This window comes from Paraburkholderia nodosa DSM 21604 (assembly GCF_000519185.1).
In the GTDB taxonomy this organism is placed as follows: domain Bacteria; phylum Pseudomonadota; class Gammaproteobacteria; order Burkholderiales; family Burkholderiaceae; genus Paraburkholderia; species Paraburkholderia nodosa.
Window position 1 is genome coordinate 1 of the sequence record NZ_JAFA01000016.1, and the last position, 15,669, is coordinate 15,669.

General features: G+C 65.0%; 15 protein-coding genes. 12 read left to right on the forward strand and 3 right to left on the reverse strand.

Annotated elements, in window-relative coordinates:
* Positions 1-511: 511 nt before the first annotated feature.
* The 4 genes from A3CW_RS0122885 to A3CW_RS0122900 all read left to right on the forward strand — a co-directional run bounded on the left by A3CW_RS0122885 (position 512) and on the right by A3CW_RS0122900 (position 4,420).
* Complete coding sequence (locus A3CW_RS0122885; protein ID WP_028205646.1) at positions 512-1,726, forward strand: DUF2863 family protein; 1,215 nt, start codon at positions 512-514, stop codon at positions 1,724-1,726.
* A 196-nt stretch (positions 1,727-1,922) separates the two neighbouring features.
* Positions 1,923-2,867 (forward strand): helix-turn-helix transcriptional regulator, encoded by a 945-nt coding sequence (locus A3CW_RS47280; protein ID WP_063750860.1) that lies wholly within the window; start codon positions 1,923-1,925, stop codon positions 2,865-2,867.
* Between the two features lie 10 nt (positions 2,868-2,877).
* Complete coding sequence (locus A3CW_RS0122895) at positions 2,878-3,552, forward strand: energy-coupling factor ABC transporter permease (protein WP_028205647.1); 675 nt, start codon at positions 2,878-2,880, stop codon at positions 3,550-3,552.
* A gap of 208 nt (positions 3,553-3,760) precedes the next feature.
* On the forward strand, positions 3,761-4,420 hold the full coding sequence (locus A3CW_RS0122900) for a BspC domain-containing protein (protein WP_028205648.1): 660 nt from the start codon (positions 3,761-3,763) through the stop codon (positions 4,418-4,420).
* 85 nt (positions 4,421-4,505) lie between these two features.
* Here A3CW_RS0122900 and A3CW_RS0122905 read toward each other — a convergent pair whose 3' ends face one another.
* On the reverse strand, positions 4,506-5,669 hold the full coding sequence (locus A3CW_RS0122905) for a M14 family metallopeptidase (RefSeq protein WP_028205649.1): 1,164 nt from the start codon (positions 5,667-5,669) through the stop codon (positions 4,506-4,508).
* A 29-nt stretch (positions 5,670-5,698) separates the two neighbouring features.
* Entirely contained in the window at positions 5,699-6,493 is a 795-nt protein-coding gene (yaaA, locus tag A3CW_RS0122910; RefSeq protein ID WP_028205650.1) for a peroxide stress protein YaaA, read from the reverse strand.
* Positions 6,494-6,557: 64 nt separating this feature from the next.
* On the opposite strand from yaaA, the gene A3CW_RS0122915 reads away from it, so the two are divergent.
* Positions 6,558-7,073, forward strand: coding sequence for a putative toxin-antitoxin system toxin component, PIN family (locus tag A3CW_RS0122915; RefSeq protein ID WP_028205651.1), 516 nt, complete (start codon positions 6,558-6,560; stop codon positions 7,071-7,073).
* A gap of 115 nt (positions 7,074-7,188) precedes the next feature.
* Positions 7,189-8,379 carry a pyridoxal phosphate-dependent aminotransferase gene (locus A3CW_RS0122920; RefSeq protein ID WP_028205652.1) on the forward strand — a complete coding sequence of 397 codons (1,191 nt, stop codon included), beginning with the start codon at positions 7,189-7,191 and terminating at the stop codon, positions 8,377-8,379.
* Positions 8,380-8,460: 81 nt separating this feature from the next.
* Here the strand turns inward: A3CW_RS0122920 and A3CW_RS0122925 are convergent, their stop codons facing one another.
* Positions 8,461-9,102, reverse strand: coding sequence for a glutathione S-transferase family protein (locus A3CW_RS0122925; RefSeq protein WP_028205653.1), 642 nt, complete (start codon positions 9,100-9,102; stop codon positions 8,461-8,463).
* A gap of 108 nt (positions 9,103-9,210) precedes the next feature.
* Here A3CW_RS0122925 and A3CW_RS0122930 point away from each other — a divergent pair, with 108 nt between their 5' ends.
* The 6 genes from A3CW_RS0122930 to A3CW_RS0122955 all read left to right on the forward strand — a co-directional run bounded on the left by A3CW_RS0122930 (position 9,211) and on the right by A3CW_RS0122955 (position 15,636).
* Positions 9,211-10,773 carry a 3-hydroxyacyl-CoA dehydrogenase gene (locus A3CW_RS0122930; RefSeq protein WP_028205654.1) on the forward strand — a complete coding sequence of 521 codons (1,563 nt, stop codon included), beginning with the start codon at positions 9,211-9,213 and terminating at the stop codon, positions 10,771-10,773.
* Positions 10,770-11,558, forward strand: coding sequence for an oxepin-CoA hydrolase, alternative type (locus tag A3CW_RS0122935; RefSeq protein WP_028205655.1), 789 nt, complete (start codon positions 10,770-10,772; stop codon positions 11,556-11,558). The genes A3CW_RS0122930 and A3CW_RS0122935 overlap by 4 nt, the downstream gene beginning before the upstream one ends.
* A gap of 31 nt (positions 11,559-11,589) precedes the next feature.
* Complete coding sequence (locus A3CW_RS0122940) at positions 11,590-12,309, forward strand: histidine phosphatase family protein (protein ID WP_028205656.1); 720 nt, start codon at positions 11,590-11,592, stop codon at positions 12,307-12,309.
* Between the two features lie 42 nt (positions 12,310-12,351).
* Positions 12,352-13,470 (forward strand): phosphotransferase, encoded by a 1,119-nt coding sequence (locus A3CW_RS0122945; protein WP_028205657.1) that lies wholly within the window; start codon positions 12,352-12,354, stop codon positions 13,468-13,470.
* 58 nt (positions 13,471-13,528) lie between these two features.
* Positions 13,529-14,788 (forward strand): acyl-CoA dehydrogenase family protein, encoded by a 1,260-nt coding sequence (locus tag A3CW_RS0122950; protein WP_028205658.1) that lies wholly within the window; start codon positions 13,529-13,531, stop codon positions 14,786-14,788.
* 146 nt (positions 14,789-14,934) lie between these two features.
* Positions 14,935-15,636, forward strand: a complete 702-nt coding sequence (locus tag A3CW_RS0122955; RefSeq protein WP_028205659.1) for a glutathione binding-like protein — start codon at positions 14,935-14,937, stop codon at positions 15,634-15,636.
* Positions 15,637-15,669: the final 33 nt, after the last annotated feature.

The following is a 15,669-nucleotide window of genomic DNA, read 5'->3' on the forward strand; positions in this document are numbered from 1 at the left end:
TCGGCTGTAAATTTTTAAAGATCGATCGCGAAAGTGCCGCGCAGTTTCGTTCAGACAACCACTCAACTACCGGCTTCCTTCTGCGTTGCTGCGTCAGCAGCAGAGAAACGAGATTATGAAGACTGTCTGGCGATCTGTCAACAGGTTTTTTAACTTCGTTCAACCTGCCGCTCAACTTCGAATCACCCGCAGACCCAGTCGCCACAAGGCTTTCGCCTGGGCTTCCCGTCTCCCCGCGCCTTCATCGAAAGCGCGAAAGACCGGAATTCTAGTCACGCAGGTGACATCTTGCAAGCGGTTTTTTGATGGTCCAGCAAAGTCGGGCTAAACACGTCTCGCCTGCTCCATATAGCAGTCGCCATAGTGCTTCCGGCCGATGCCTTCTGGCTGCGCAGCAACGACGATCCCGCATCGCGCCCAGGCCCATCTGGCGCGCTCCTGCTGCCCAATCCGATGGCGCGCACGGAACCGACTAGAATATGGGGTTCTCTGCACCCCAACTCACAGATTTATGCGCTCGCGAATCGCCAAACGCCTTCCTCCTGACGCCGACAAGCTCGTCGGCCTCTCGCTCGCCCTGTTCGCCTCGGGCAGCCGCACCGAAGACCGCTTCTGGGAGGCAAAGCTCGACACGCTGCTAGCGAAGGTCGTGCGCAACGGCAATCAGACTACGCTCGACGCCGCGCTCGATCATCTGCAGCAGAATCATCCTGACGCCTACGGCGCGCTCGCCGACATGGCGGAGACGCACAGCGAGTCGTTCATCGTCGAACACGACGGCGCGCAATACGAGGCGCTGCTCGTCGCCGCGCCGGTGCTGGCCTGGACGCGCTATGTCATCCCTTCGGGCCCGCTGAAGGCCGAGGGAGCAGACGCCCTGCGCACCCATCTTCAGGCCCACGTGCTCGCGAACGGCACGCGCGTGGCGATGGCCCCTTATCTCTACAGCATCGACCAGTTGCCGCGCCACCATGTCGAAACCTGGCGACTCGCACAACAGCTTACGCAAGCGGCGCTGAGCGGCGCGCCGGCGAAAATCAGCTCGGGCGAACTGCCGGAAACGTCGCCGATCCTCGCTGATCCGCGTTTCCTGCTCGCCGTCGTCGCCGCACCTGTTGGCGCCCCGCTCTTCCGCTGGCAGGAAGAGGAGCACGGCTCACGCATCGAGCGCGGTCAATGCCTGGAACAATGGGCCACCCAGGGCGGCGCCAACCTTGCCGTCGTCATGCCGGGCTGCGAGTTCGAGTGCCTGCTGCCGGACGCCTACTACTCCGCCTGCCGCGACGCGGACGAGCGCGTGCGCCCGCACACGATCCGCACCGCCGTGCGCTATCTGCTCGACACGATCGGCGCAGGCGCGCAGGACTTGCGCGCGGTCGTCGCCGGCTTCGGCGAGCGCCGTATCGACGAATACCGCATCGCTTTCACGAAGCGCGGCAGCAACGATGTGCTGTATGGCGTGGTCTGGCCGCTCTATGGCCGCGAGAACGGCGACGCCGAGATCGACGAAGAACCGACCGAAGAGAATGTCAGTAGCGGTCCGCTCGAAGAGATCGTTGCGCTGCTGAAGGAATCGGGCATCACCGACATCCGTCGTCACGCTGGCCGCTTCGAGCCGGAATATTGCGATGACTGCGGCGTGCCGCTCTATGCGGATCCGCTCGGCGAGATCGTCCACGCCGAGATGCCAGAAGATGCTGAGCCCGTACAGCCACACTTCCACTAGGACAACGCCCAAATTCCTACCCGGTCCCGCCTGAGTGCGGGACTTTTTTTTGCCCTATGTCTTATGCCTTTTGGACAGGCCGCCAGCGCGCAACCTTTTTGTCATCATGGTGCTGTTGGTCTGGTTCACCGCCGCTTAGAAGCGGTGCGCGTTTCACAACATTGCGAGAGGCCGTCAACGAGAGGAGGGCATATCCATGCGGTTCGTTGTACTCAATCCGGACGCCGAAAGGCGCGAAGGGCTCAAGGCGCTGTTAAGACAAATCGACCGTCGCGCACGCTTCAATGATGCGCCGGACTGGCGCAGCGCTGAGCGCGCCTTGCAACGGTTCACCCCCAACCTCATCGTGATCGACTGGCACGACGGCATCCGCGCCGGCGAACTGCGCCACTTTGTCATGCGGCACCGCAGCTTGCCAGTCGCCATACTGGTTGACAGCACCGAGACGCCCACGACCATGCGCGCGCTCATCAACGAAGGCGCCCGCGGCGTCATCCGGCGCACAACGGACTCCATCCTGATCGTGAAATTTCTGGAGCTCATCATGCTTGGCGGCGATCATCTGCCGGCCGACGTGCTCGGTCCATGCACGCCATGGCCCCTGCCACCCCGGCGCAATGCCAAGGCCGCCGCACAGGCCCGCAAGGTGCGTCCGAAAGTCGACCTCTCACCACGACAGGAGCAAATCCTGCGCTGCGTCCATATGGGCAATACCAACAAGATGATCGCGAGAGCCCTCGGCATCAGCGAGGGCACGGTGAAAGTCCATCTGACAAGCATCTTTCAGCAGCTCGGCGCGCCTAATCGCGCGGCGGCCGTCGCGATCTACAACGGATTGCTCGCGAACCAGCTGCAGGTGCTGCGCGCGCGATGCGAGCGGGCGGCGAAGCCCAGGCACGGCGAGCACGGTCCGGTGCCATTGCGCGCACGCGACGGTCTGGCGCATCGCTATCCGTTGCTGTCAGGCGACAGTGGGGAGGCGCTACCCATCGCCGCGGAGCCGGTGACGCCTTATGGCGACCCCGCCGCGGCGCAGCAGATACGCCCCGTCGAGGTCGGCGAGGTCGGCGAGGCCAGCGAGAGCGCGGACGAGGAAGCCCTGGTGCTCGCCCGCGCACACGGCTTGCCTTCCAACGAGTAATATGAAGCACATGGGGTTCCTATTTACACCGCTTCCGCTCTGGGTTGCTATCGGTGCCTGGGTTGTCACCGTGGGGCTGCTCGCGCTCGCGCTATGGAAGAACCCCTTCAAGCGTCTTCAGGACGCAACGCTCCAGCACGTGTGGCTTGCGATCGTCGTCGCGATCTCCGTGCTGTGGGCAAGCAATGCGTGGCTCGAAGACGGCACCGTGCTGCACCTGCTCGGCGCCACGCTCGTGGTCACGCTATTCGACTGGGGACTCGCGCTCGTCGCCATGGGCGTCGTCGTCGGGCTCGCCGCGCTTGTCTTCGACGCCCCCTGGGAAGGCATCGCCCTCACCTTCCTGATATTCGGCGCCTTCCCTGTCGCAATTTCGGCGCTGCTGCAGCGCGCCTGTACCGCGTGGCTGCCGCGCAACCTCTTCATGTTCATCGTCGGCCAGGGTTTCGTGTCGCCGGCCATCGCCGTTTCGGCTGCGGCCTATCTCGCGCTCGGCACCCATGTCGCGCTCAACGGCGGATCGGCGATCACCGTGCCCGCAGGTTATGCATTCAGCGTATTTCTGCTCGCTTCGGGCGAAGCCTGGTTCACAGGCATGGCAACGGCGCTGATCGCCGTCTACCGGCCGACCTGGGTCACTACCTACGACGTGCGGCGCTATCGCCTGGGCGGCCCGCGAACCTGAGCGCTGCCCCAAGCCACGCCCCCCGCCGCCAGCAACGTGACGACGGGCGCGACGACACGTCGCGATCGGCCTTCGGCCCACACACAGCAGCGCTTGCGCCGATTCCATCGCTCAGGCAGAAGAAAATAATTGTTTCCGGATTGAACTCGGCCCGGCTGTGCAGCATCTTACGGTGCCTGACGTCTCACCCCTCATCCCTAGCAAGCAGATGGACCGCAACCATGCATCCCGCCGGCTGTTGCTCGTAGCCGGTCAACTGGCGGCGTGCGCCGCGAGCCTCATGCTCATCGCCGCGCCAGCCGCGCAGGCCGATCAACTCGATCAACACAACGATCTCGTCAATCAGTTCGTCACCCAGATGCACGCGGACCCGCTAGTCGCGGACTGCGCGGCGCATGGCGATTTCGTAGCCAGCACGTCGACGGCGCTCGATCACGTCGAGTTTCCGCCCAGTTCGTTCGACAGCGCACACGCGAGCGTGACGCCGTGGAACGACTCGTTCGACGAAGGCAAGCAGCGCGTGAAGGTCGATACGATCGTGACAGTCGACGGCATCGGCATCCCCAAAGAAAGCGGCAATTCGCCCTATGACCTGAAGTTTCGCTGCGGCTATGTCGGGCAGCAGATGCTCGCGTTCAGCTGGAACGATCCGGTCCCGCCGGCGCACGCACGCAGCGAGCGCGGCACGGCCTCGAGCGGCGCACATGGAAAGGGCAAGCATTCGACCAAGAAGGCCACTGGCAAAGGCTCGAAGAAGGCACCCGCCCACAAGTCGTCGACGAGCAGCACGAAGTCGTCCAGCAAATCGACGACGACGAAATCCACTGCGAAGAAAACGACTTCAAAGAAGAAGACGACGGCTCACTGAACGCGTCGGTGTTCTCGATGCAAGAAAAGGGGAAGCGGCCTGGCCGCTTCCCCTTTTCTTCATGTCTGCGTGGCGAAGGCGCGTGTTACGCAAACGCCTCCACGTGATGCAGGATGGCCTGTAGCATCGCAGCGCCAAGCGCGGCGCTACGCTCGCCGTTCCAGCCTACGCGTTCGTCGGGCAGATTGGCGTTGTCCTTGAACGGCATCTCGAGCGTCAGCGACAGGCAGCCATAGCGATGGCCGATGTACTTCGACGCGAGCTTGAGCGCATCTTCGCGGTAGCGGCTCGCCTCGTAGCCGTGCTGATCCTGGAAGTCGGGGCTCGCCACCTTGAACGCCTCGATGAACGCCTTCTGCTCCGTGCGTTGCTGATCGGTAAAGCCCGGCAGCATTTCCGAGCCCGCCACGAACACATACGGGAGCGTCTCGTCGCCATGGATGTCGAAGAAGAGATCGACGCCCGTGGCTTCGATCGCATCGCGCACGACCAGCACTTCGGGGCTGCGCTGCGCGTCCGGCGCCATCCACTCGCGGTTCAGGTTCGCGCCCACGGCGTTGGTGCGCAAATTCCCGTGCACGCTGCCGTCCGGATTCATGTTCGGCACGATATGGAACACAGCGCGGTCGTACAGCTTGCGCGCGACCGGATCGCCCGCCCAGTCGCCCCAACCGGCGAGCCGCTTGACCAACCCTTCGACGAACCACTCGGCCATGCTCTCGCCCGGATGCTGGCGCGCGATGATCCAGACCGTCTTCTTGGGCTTGCCATCAGGCGCAGTGTCGCCGGGCATGCCGAGCGAGAGCAGCGACATGGGCCGGCCTTCCACGCTTTGGCCGAGTTCCGTGAGCGCGGCGTGCGGCAGCTGCTGAAGCGCGCCAAGAAACTCCGAGTGACGCTCTTCGCTATACGGCTCGAAGTACGCGTAGTAGATGCTGTCGAAGTCGGGCGTGTGGTCGATGACGAGTTCCTTCCCGTCATACGAGGTCGGCACGCGGAACCAGTTCACGCGGTCGTAGCTCGCCGCGGCCTGGTAGTCGCGCCAGCCCTCGGGAAATGCGCAGGCCGACGCGTTCTCGAACGTCATCACGCAACGCTCGCCGCGCGCGCCCGAGAGGCGGAAGTAGAACCATTGCGCGAACTCGGACTGGTTGTCCGCTCGCACGCGCAAACGGATGTCGTCGGCGCGCTCGCACGACAGAACCTCGATCGCGCCCGCATCGAACTGGTTGGAGATGGCAATCGTCATGGTGTTTTCCTTCCCGCTTGCTTGTTCACTTACTCGGCGATGCGCCGACGAAATACATAGGTCGAATCGTTCGATGCATCCGCATCGAACGCGTAGCCTTCCACGTCGAACGCCTTGAGCCCTTCGGGCTCGGTAACGCGGTTCTCGACTGCGTAACGCGCCATCAACCCGCGCGCGCGCTTCGCGTGGAAGCTGATGATCTTGTAGCGCCCGCCCTTCCAGTCTTCGAATACCGGCGTGATCACAGGCGCGGCGAGCTTCTTCGGCTTCACGGCCTTGAAGTACTCATTGGACGCGCAGTTCACCACCACACGCGCGCCCTTCGCCGCTTTCGCGTGGTTGTGCTCGATCTGCGCATTGATCGCATGCGTGATGCGCTCGCCCCAAAACGCGTAGAGATCCTTGCCGCGCGCATTTTCGAAGCGCGTGCCCATTTCCAGGCGATAAGGCTGCAGCAGGTCGAGCGGACGCAGCAGGCCGTAGAGCCCGGAGAGCACACGCACGTGCTGTTGCGCATAGTCGAGATCCGCCGACGAGAGCGACTTTGCGTCGAAGCCTTCGTAGACGTCGCCGTTAAATGCGAGCACGGCCTGCTTCGCGTTGATCTGGCTGAACTGCTTCGACCAGTCGGCATAGCGCTGAAAATTCAGGCGCGCGAGCGGGTCGGAAATGCTCATGAGCGAACCGATCTGCTGCGGCGAGAGGCGGCGCAGGCCTGCGATCAGCTCGGCTGCGTCGTCGACGAAATCGGGGATAGTGTGGGCTTCGATGTGCGCCGGCGTGTCATAGTCGAGCGATTTGGCCGGCGACAGAACGATTATCATAGAGGCTTGCAGGCACGATGTGCCGATGTTCAAAGGCGAAAGCCCGATTGTAGCGAATTCACGAATGACCGGCCTCACGCCCCCAACCGCAGCACCCCTCTCGCCCGCCGCCGCTCGCGCGCTTCCCGTGGTTCTCGACTCGAACGTCTGGCTCGATATCCTCGTGTTCGACGACCCGCACACGCGCCCCATTCGCGCGGCGCTCGAGCGCCGCGCGATCCAGGCGCTGATTGACACGCGCTGCCAGGCCGAGTTGGCCCACGTGCTCGACTATCCGCAGTTCGCTGGCCGCGGCGTCGCGAAAGCGGACGCGCTCGCGGCGCTGGGCGGGCTCGTCGAACGGGTCGAGCTGCCCGAGCTGCCCGCCGACGCGCGGCCCCTGCCCCAATGCCGCGACCGCGACGACCAGAAGTTTCTGGAACTGGCGCGCGCAAGCGGCGCACAGTGGCTCGTCTCGAAGGACCGCGCGGTGCTCAAGCTCGCCAGGCGCGTGGCGCGCGACTTTGGCTTTCGCATTGCGACGCCTGACGCCTTCGTCGCCGAATGCGTGCAAAACGCTGCACAAGCGGCCCAGGCCTGATGCCCCTGCATCACGGCGCTTGCACCCGGCCTGACCACCGCAGCCGCGCCGATTTGCCTACAATCGGACTTTGACCCAATCTTTCCCGTCCCAACGTCCGACTCCCGCCCGCGACATGAACGCACCGCATCCCACGCAGAATTCGCAGGACACCCTGCTCACGCCCTCTTTTCCGTCGCGTCTGCCGAACGTCGGCACGACGATCTTCACCGTGATGAGCGCGCTCGCCGCCGAAAAGGGCGCAGTCAACCTGGGTCAAGGCTTTCCCGACTTCGATTGCGACGCGCGCATCGTCGACGCCGTCGCGCAAGCCATGCGCGGGGGCCACAACCAGTACCCGCCGATGACAGGCATCGCCGCGCTGCGCGAGGCGATCGCGGACAAGATCGAGCATGTGTACGGCCGCCGCTACGACGCCAATAGCGAGATCACCGTGACGGCCGGCGCCACGCAAGCCCTCCTCACGGCGATTCTCGCAACCGTGCACGCGGGCGACGAAGTGATCGTGGTCGAGCCGACCTACGACAGCTATTTGCCGTCGATCGAACTGGCGGGCGGCAAGCCCGTGTTCGTGACGCTCGAAGCGCCCGATTACGCGATTCCGTTCGACCGCCTCGCTGCGGCCATCACGCCGAAGACGCGCCTCATCCTCATCAATACGCCGCACAACCCCACGGGCACGGTGTGGCGCGCCGAGGACATGCAGAAGCTCGAGGAGATCGTGCGGGGCACCAACGTGCTGATCCTCTCCGACGAGGTCTACGAGCACATGGTCTACGACGGCCAGCCGCACGAGAGCGTGGCGCGCTATCCGGAACTGGCCGCGCGCAGCTTCATCGTGTCGAGCTTCGGCAAAACCTATCACGTGACGGGCTGGAAGGTGGGCTACGTCGCCGCGCCCGCGCCGCTCACGGCCGAGTTCCGCAAGGTGCACCAGTTCAACGTGTTCACCGTGAACACGCCGATGCAGTTCGGCCTGGCGCACTATCTGCGCGATCCGAAGCCGTATCTCGAACTGCCCGCGTTCTACCAGAAGAAGCGCGACTTCTTCCGCGCCGGCCTCGCCAACACGCGCTTCAAGCTGCTGCCGTGCGAAGGCACCTACTTCCAGTGCGTGGACTATTCGGCGATCAGCGATCTGCCCGAAGCGGAATTCTCGAAGTGGCTCACCGCGGAGATCGGCGTGGCCGCCATTCCGGTGTCGGCGTTCTATCACGAGACGCACGAATCGGGCGTCGTGCGCTTTTGCTTCGCCAAGCAGGAAAGCACGCTCGCGACCGCGCTCGAGCGGCTCGCGCGGCTCTGACGTCGTGCGCGCGCGATGAATCTGCGAACGGCAGTGCGTTCCCGATCATCGCGCGCAACTACGTGCAAAACCCCACAATGCTTACGAGTTCGCCTCGATATACGCCTTGCGGTCGGCGTTGACGCGCTGCGCCGTCGGGCGTTCACCGATCAGCTTGATATACGACTTCCAGTCGATGCCCACATCGGCGAGGAAATCGCTGCCGTACACCGCCTGCGTCGCGCGGCCCACGAGCGGCAGACTCACGAACGCCGCCGCATCGGCCACGCCGAAGTGCTCGCCCGCTACGTAAGGCGCGAACTTCGCGATCCGCTTGAAGGCCGCCACGTAGCGGCGCAGCCGCTTTTCCATGGTCGCCTTGACCTCGTCGGTCGCCTTGCCGCCGAAGAACGCTTCGCCGTAAAGCTCGCGCGCGTTCAGCTCCAGATGCGTCTCGATGAAGACGATCAGTTCGCGCTCCTTCGCTGCCTGCCACGGATCCGCCGCGAAAATGTGCTTGTCTGGAAAGCGCGCCGCCAGATACTCGACGATCACTTCCGACTCGCACAAGAAGCCCTGTTCCGTCTCGATAAATGGCACCTTGCCGCCCGGCGACTGCGCGAGCACCGCCTCTTCGAGCGGCAGCTTGTTCGGCACCTCCTCGAACGCGATGCCGTGCTCGAGCAGCAGAAGCTTGACCTTGTTGTAGTAATTCGAAAGCGCGAAACCGTGCAGCTTGATCATCCTCGTTGCCTCCTTGAGTGGGGCAATTCCCTTATCGGAACTGCCGAACCGTTTTCATAAAATTGTACGACCGTGCTATTCTAGGCCAATCATGGAGCCAGGCTTCCAATGACTTCACATCATTTCAACATTGAGACAATCGGCATAGTCGGCACCGGCGCGATGGGCCGCGGTATCGCCCAGATTGCCGCGCAGGCGGGCCTCGCGGTGCGCCTCTACGACACAAACCCGCAGGCGGTCGCCGCCGCGCGCGACTATCTCGCCGACACCTTCGCGAAACTCGCCGCAAAAGGCAAGCTCGACGAGCCCGCCGCCAACGCCGCGCTCGAACGCGTGAGCGGCGTGCACACGCTCGATGAACTCGCGGTCTGCGATCTCGTGATCGAAGCGATCGTCGAGAATCTCGAGGCCAAGCGTACCCTCTTTCGCGAGCTGGAAACCGTGGTGCGCGAGCGTTGCCTGCTCGTTTCGAACACCTCTTCGCTCTCCATTACCGCCATCGCCGCCACATGCAGCGATCCCTCGCGCGTGGCGGGCTATCACTTCTTCAACCCCGTGCCGCTCATGAAGGTGGTCGAGGTGATCGACGGCCTGCGCAGCGATCCCACCGCCGGCGACGCGCTGATGACGCTCGCGCGCCGCATGGGCCACACGCCCGTGCGCGCGAAGGACATGCCCGGCTTCATCGTCAATCACGCGGGCCGCGGCATGAATACCGAAGGCCTGCGCGTGGCGGGCGAAGGCGTTGCGAGCTTCGTCGAGATCGATCGCATCATGCGCGAGCAGGCGGGCTTTCGCCTCGGACCGTTCGAGCTGCTCGACCTCACCGCGCTCGACGTCTCGCATCCGGTGATGGAGTCGATCTACCACCAGTTCTATGAAGAACCGCGCTTCACGCCCTCGCCCATTACGGGCGTGCGGCTCGCGGGCGGGCTCGTTGGCCGCAAGGCGGGCGAAGGGTTCTATCGCTATGTCGATGGCAAACAGCAGGTGCCCGACGAGGCCGCAGCGCCCACGGCGCTGCCCGCGCGCGTCTGGGTGAGCCGCCGCAACGCCGCCGCGCGTGACGCCGTGCTCGCGCTCGCAGCGAAAGCGGGTGTGCCCGTCGACGAAAGCGATACGCCGGCAGCCGACGCGCTGATCGTCGTCGCGCCGCTCGGCCTCGACGCCACGACCGCCGCGCTCGACGAGCAGCTCGACGCGAGCCGCGTCGTCGCCATCGACACGCTGTTCCCGCTCGACACCGCGAAGCGCCGCACGCTGATGACGACGCCCGCCACCACGCGCGAAGCCCGCGACGCGGGCCACGCGCTCTTCGCCGCCGACGGTGTGCCGGTCACCGTCATCCGCGATTCGACGGGCTTCGTCGCGCAGCGTATCGTCGCGACGATCGTCAACATCGGCTGCGACATCGCGCAAAAACAAATCGCCACGCCCCGCGACATCGACCTCGCGGTCACGCTGGGCCTGGGCTATCCACGCGGCCCGCTCGCGCTCGGCGATGCGCTGGGCGCGCGCACGATCCTCACGATCCTGCGCAACATCCACACCGTGCTCGGCGAGCCACGCTATCGCCCGTCGCCGTGGCTCGCGCGCCGCGCGCAGCTCGGCCTTTCGCTGACGCAAGCAGAAGCAGCAGACATCAACGCATCGAACGAGGCACCGCAATGAGCGCCGAACTCCGCAGCACCCGCCCGCAAGGCCACGAATCGACACTCGTCCTCACGCTGTCGAACCCCGGCGCGCGCAACGCGCTGCATCCCGACATGTACGCCGCTGCCGTCGAAGCCTTCGACGCCGCCGAGCGCGACCCGTCGCTGCGCGCGATCGTCCTCACGGGCGCCGACAACTTCTTCTGCGCGGGCGGCAACCTCAACCGCCTGCTCGAAAACCGCGCGAAGGACCCTTCGGTGCAGGCCGCCAGCATCGACATGCTCGCTGCGTGGGTCACCGCGATGCGCCAGTCGAGCAAGCCGATCATCGCCGCCGTGGAAGGCGCGGCCGCCGGCGCGGGCTTCTCGCTCGCACTCGCCGCCGACCTGCTCGTCGCCGCCGACGATGCGAAGTTCGTCATGGCCTATTCGCGCGTGGGTCTGACGCCCGACGGCGGCGGATCGTGGTTCCTTGCGCGCTCGCTGCCGCGCTCGCTCGCGTTCGAGCTGATGGTGGAAGGCAAGCCGATCGGCGCGGCGCGTCTCGCGGAGCTGGGCGTCGTGAACCGGCTCGCGAAGCCGCACACGGCGCTCGATACGGCGCTTGCCTGGGCCGACGAACTCGCGAAGATCTCGCCGAATTCGGTGGCGCGCATCAAGGGTTTGACGAGCGTCGCGGACTCGCAACCGCTCGAAGCGCAGCTCGCTGCGGAGCGCGAAAGTTTCGTCGCGTCTCTGCATCACCGCGACGGCCTCGAAGGCATTACCGCGTTCCTCGAAAAGCGCGCCCCTGTCTACAAGTAAATCCGCCTCAATCCGCACGAGCGGCACACCCATGACCGAATATCACTTGCCCGCGCGCCGGCGCCTCTACGTGATGCGTCACGGCGACGTCACCTACTTCGACGAGACGGGTCGCGCAATCGACCCGGACACCGTGCCGCTCAACGAGAACGGCCGCGCCCAGGCCACCGCCGCCGGCGAAGCGTTCGCGTTGCAGGGGGTGCGTTTCGATCGCGTGATCGTGAGCGGACTGCGCCGCACGGTCGAGACTGCGCAGCGCGTGCTCGCGGCAACCGGTCAGTCGATCGAACTCGAAGTGCAGAGCGCGTGGGAAGAGATTCGCGGCGGCCGTCTCGCCGCCATTCCCCCCGCTGAAGTCGAAGCCGCCTTTCTGCGCGTGTTCGACGGCATCGTGCCGGAAGACACGCGCTTTCTCGGCGGCGAGACCATCGGCGAGCTGCTCGACCGCGTGCTGCCGCCGCTCGATGCGCTGCGCGCCGACCTTTCGTGGGACTCGGCGCTGCTCGTGCTCCACGGTGGCGTGAACCGCGCGATTCTCTCGCATGCAATCACGGCGTGCGGACGCGCATTCTTCGGCCATCTCGCGCAGGCCACGGGCTGCATCAACGCGCTCGATGTCGGCGCCGCGCCGCGAGACTGGGTCGTGCGCATGCTCAACCACGCGCCGCCCTCGCCGCTGCACCGCGACACCCGCAACACGACGATGGAGATGCTGTACGCGCAGTACCTGCGCTATAAACCGCGCGGCTGACGCGCGGCGACCCACAGGAGAATCAGGAGAAGGGAGACGAATATGGCGCAAGCCACCCCGGATGGAGACACGCAAAACAACGCGCAACCGCGCCCCGACTACTCGGCGTTCGAAGGTACGCGCCCGGTTGCCGAGCGCCAGCGCTTCGACACCGAGGCGCTGGGCGCCTGGCTCACCGCTCACGTGGAAGGCTTCCAAGGCCCCCTCACGATCGAGCAGTTCGCCGGCGGCCAGTCGAACCCGACGTTCAAGCTCGTCACACCCGGCCGCACCTACGTGATGCGGGCCAAGCCGGGACCCAAGGCGAAGCTGCTGCCGTCCGCGCACGCGATCGAACGCGAATACCGCGTGATGGACGCACTCGCCGCAACCGGCGTACCGGTCGCAAACATGCTCGCGCTGTGCGACGACGAAGCGGTGATCGGCCGCGCGTTCTACGTGATGGAGTTCGTCGAGGGGCGCGTGCTCTGGGACCAGTCGCTGCCCGGCATGACGCGCGAGCAACGCGGCGCGATCTACGACGAGATGAACCGCGTGATCGCCGCGCTCCACAACGTGAAGCCCGACGCCGTGGGCCTCGCCGACTACGGCAAGCCAGGCAATTATTTCGCACGCCAGATCGATCGCTGGAGCCGCCAGTATCAGGCTTCGGAAACGGAGCGCATCGACGCCATGCATCACCTGATCGAATGGCTGCCGCAGCACATGCCCGACGATGCGGGGTCACGCGTGTCGGTCGTGCATGGCGACTACCGCCTCGACAACCTGATCTTTCACCCGCACGAGCCGCGCGTGCTGGCCGTGCTCGACTGGGAGCTCTCCACACTCGGCGACCCGCTCGCCGACTTCTCCTATCACTGCATGGCCTGGCACGTCGATCCCGCACAATTCCGCGGCATTGCCGGGCTGGACTGGCAGGCGCTCGGCATTCCCGACGAGGCGCAGTACGTCGCGCGCTATTGCGAGCGCACCGGCCTCGAGATTCGCGGCGACTGGAACTTCTACCTTGCGTACAACATGTTCCGGATCGCGGCGATCCTGCAGGGCATCATGAAACGCGTGGTCGACGGCACAGCCGCGAGCGCGCAGGCCATCGACGCAGGCCGCCGCGCGAGGCCCATGGCGGAGCTCGCCTGGCGCTACGCGCAGAAGGTGCGCTGAATCCGGTTTGAGAACGACTCATTTTTCACTGTCACTGCATCGCATTGCGAGGTTACCGATGAATTTCGATTACTCCCCGAAAGTGCAGACGCTGCGCGAGAAACTGCTCGCGTTCTTCGACGAACACATCTATCCGAACGAAGCCGTCTTCCACGAGGAAGTCGAGCGCAATCGTGCGAATGGCAACGCGTGGGTGCCCACGGAGATCGTCGAGCAGTTGAAGGAAAAGGCGCGCGCGGCCGGGCTGTGGAACCTGTTCCTGCCTGCCTCCGAACGCGGCGCGGGCCTCACGAACCTCGAATACGCGCCGCTGTGCGAAATCATGGGCCGCGTGCACTGGGCACCTGAAGTGTTCAACTGCAGCGCGCCCGACACCGGCAACATGGAAACCATCGAGCGCTACGGCAGCGAGGCGCACAAGCAGCAATGGCTCGCGCCGCTGCTGGCAGGCCAGATCCGCTCCGCCTTCCTGATGACCGAGCCCGACGTGGCCTCGTCGGACGCGACGAACATCCAGACGCGCATCGAGCGCGACGGCGATGACTACGTGATCAACGGCACGAAGTGGTGGTCGTCGGGTGCGGGCGACCCGCGCTGCGCGATCTACATCCTGATGGGCAAGACCGATCCCGATGCGCCGCGCCATGCTCAACAGTCGATGATCCTCGTGCCCTCGGATTCGGCCGGCATCACCGTGCGCCGCCCGCTCACCGTGTTCGGCTACGACGACGCGCCGCACGGCCATATGGAGATCACGCTCGAAAACGTGCGCGTGCCCGCTGCGAACATTTTGCTCGGCGAAGGCCGCGGGTTCGAGATCGCGCAAGGGCGACTGGGACCGGGCCGCATTCACCACTGCATGCGTCTCATCGGCCTCGCGGAACGTGCGCTCGAATTCATGGCGAAGCGCGCCCTTTCACGTGTGGCATTCGGCAAGGCGGTCGCCCAGCAGACCGTCACGCAGGAACGCATTGCCGAAGCGCGCTGCATGATCGAACAGGCTCGGCTGCTCACGCTCAAGACCGCGTACATGATGGACACCGTTGGCAACAAGGGCGCGCGCGGCGAGATCGCCATGATCAAGGTGGTGGCGCCGAACATGGCCTGCCAGGTGATCGACTGGGCGATGCAGGTGCACGGCGCGGCGGGCGTGAGCGGCGACTTCCCGCTGGCGTACTCGTACGCTTCGGCGCGCACGCTGCGCTTCGCCGACGGCCCCGACGAAGTCCACCGCAACGCCATCGCCAAGCTCGAACTCGCGCGCCATATGGACGCGGGCGCGGCGTCGCGCGTCGAGATGCCGGTCACGCGTTCGTAGGTCCGCGGAAGTCCACAAGCGCAGCAGGGGCGCTCGTGCGCCCTCTGCGAGCGACGCCGATCTATGCTAATTTGCGCCAGATCGGGCGTCGCGGAAGACTATCCAGACTTTCGCGGCGCCTGCTTTCATGGTGCCAAGGAGCCACGATGATCGACGTCTACAGCTGGGCCACGCCGAACGGTCACAAAGTCCATATCATGCTCGAGGAAACCGGCCTCGAATACCGGGTGCATCCGGTCGATATCGGTGCGGGCGACCAGTTCAAGCCCGAATTCCTCGCCATCAGCCCGAACAACAAGATTCCCGCCATTACCGACTCCGAAGGCCCGCGCCGCGCCGACGGCCAGCCGTTTTCGCTGTTCGAGTCGGGCGCGATCCTGATCTACCTCGCCGCGAAAACCGGCCGCTTCATGCCTGAGGACCTCGCCGCGCGCTACGACGTGCTGCAATGGGTGATGTTCCAGATGGGCGGCCTCGGCCCCATGCTCGGCCAGGCGCACCACTTCCGCATCTACGCGCCCGAGAAGATCGACTATGCGGTCAATCGCTACACGAACGAAGCGAAGCGGCTCTACAACGTGATGGAAACGCAGCTGGAAAAGACCGAGTATCTGGCCGGGGACGAGTACACCATCGCGGATATCGCCGCATTCCCGTGGACGCGCTCCTGGCAAAACCAGGGCATCGATCTCGATTCGCTGCCCAACGTGAAGCGCTGGCACGAAACGATCGCGGCGCGGCCAGCGGTCAAGCGCGGCGTGGAAGTGCTCGCCAATGCGCGCAAGCCGCTCATGGACGACAAGGCGAAAGAGATGCTGTTCGGCGCGACGCAGTACGCCAGGCACTAACTCACAACGCCAAAACCCGCGCAATGCCAAAGG

Bases quoted from the DNA above. Each gene is read 5' to 3' on its own strand.
- A3CW_RS0122950 (WP_028205658.1), top strand. From the start codon at position 13,529: ATGAATTTCGATTACTCCCCGAAAGTGCAGACGCTGCGCGAGAAACTG.
- A3CW_RS0122945 (WP_028205657.1), top strand. From the start codon at position 12,352: ATGGCGCAAGCCACCCCGGATGGAGACACGCAAAACAACGCGCAACCG.
- yaaA (WP_028205650.1), bottom strand. From the start codon at position 6,493: ATGATAATCGTTCTGTCGCCGGCCAAATCGCTCGACTATGACACGCCG.
- A3CW_RS0122920 (WP_028205652.1), top strand. From the start codon at position 7,189: ATGAACGCACCGCATCCCACGCAGAATTCGCAGGACACCCTGCTCACG.
- A3CW_RS0122895 (WP_028205647.1), top strand. From the start codon at position 2,878: ATGGGGTTCCTATTTACACCGCTTCCGCTCTGGGTTGCTATCGGTGCC.
- A3CW_RS0122940 (WP_028205656.1), top strand. From the start codon at position 11,590: ATGACCGAATATCACTTGCCCGCGCGCCGGCGCCTCTACGTGATGCGT.
- A3CW_RS0122955 (WP_028205659.1), top strand. From the start codon at position 14,935: ATGATCGACGTCTACAGCTGGGCCACGCCGAACGGTCACAAAGTCCAT.
- A3CW_RS0122915 (WP_028205651.1), top strand. From the start codon at position 6,558: ATGACCGGCCTCACGCCCCCAACCGCAGCACCCCTCTCGCCCGCCGCC.
- A3CW_RS0122885 (WP_028205646.1), top strand. From the start codon at position 512: ATGCGCTCGCGAATCGCCAAACGCCTTCCTCCTGACGCCGACAAGCTC.
- A3CW_RS0122930 (WP_028205654.1), top strand. From the start codon at position 9,211: ATGACTTCACATCATTTCAACATTGAGACAATCGGCATAGTCGGCACC.
- A3CW_RS0122900 (WP_028205648.1), top strand. From the start codon at position 3,761: ATGGACCGCAACCATGCATCCCGCCGGCTGTTGCTCGTAGCCGGTCAA.
- A3CW_RS0122925 (WP_028205653.1), bottom strand. From the start codon at position 9,102: ATGATCAAGCTGCACGGTTTCGCGCTTTCGAATTACTACAACAAGGTC.
- A3CW_RS0122935 (WP_028205655.1), top strand. From the start codon at position 10,770: ATGAGCGCCGAACTCCGCAGCACCCGCCCGCAAGGCCACGAATCGACA.
- A3CW_RS47280 (WP_063750860.1), top strand. From the start codon at position 1,923: ATGCGGTTCGTTGTACTCAATCCGGACGCCGAAAGGCGCGAAGGGCTC.
- A3CW_RS0122905 (WP_028205649.1), bottom strand. From the start codon at position 5,669: ATGACGATTGCCATCTCCAACCAGTTCGATGCGGGCGCGATCGAGGTT.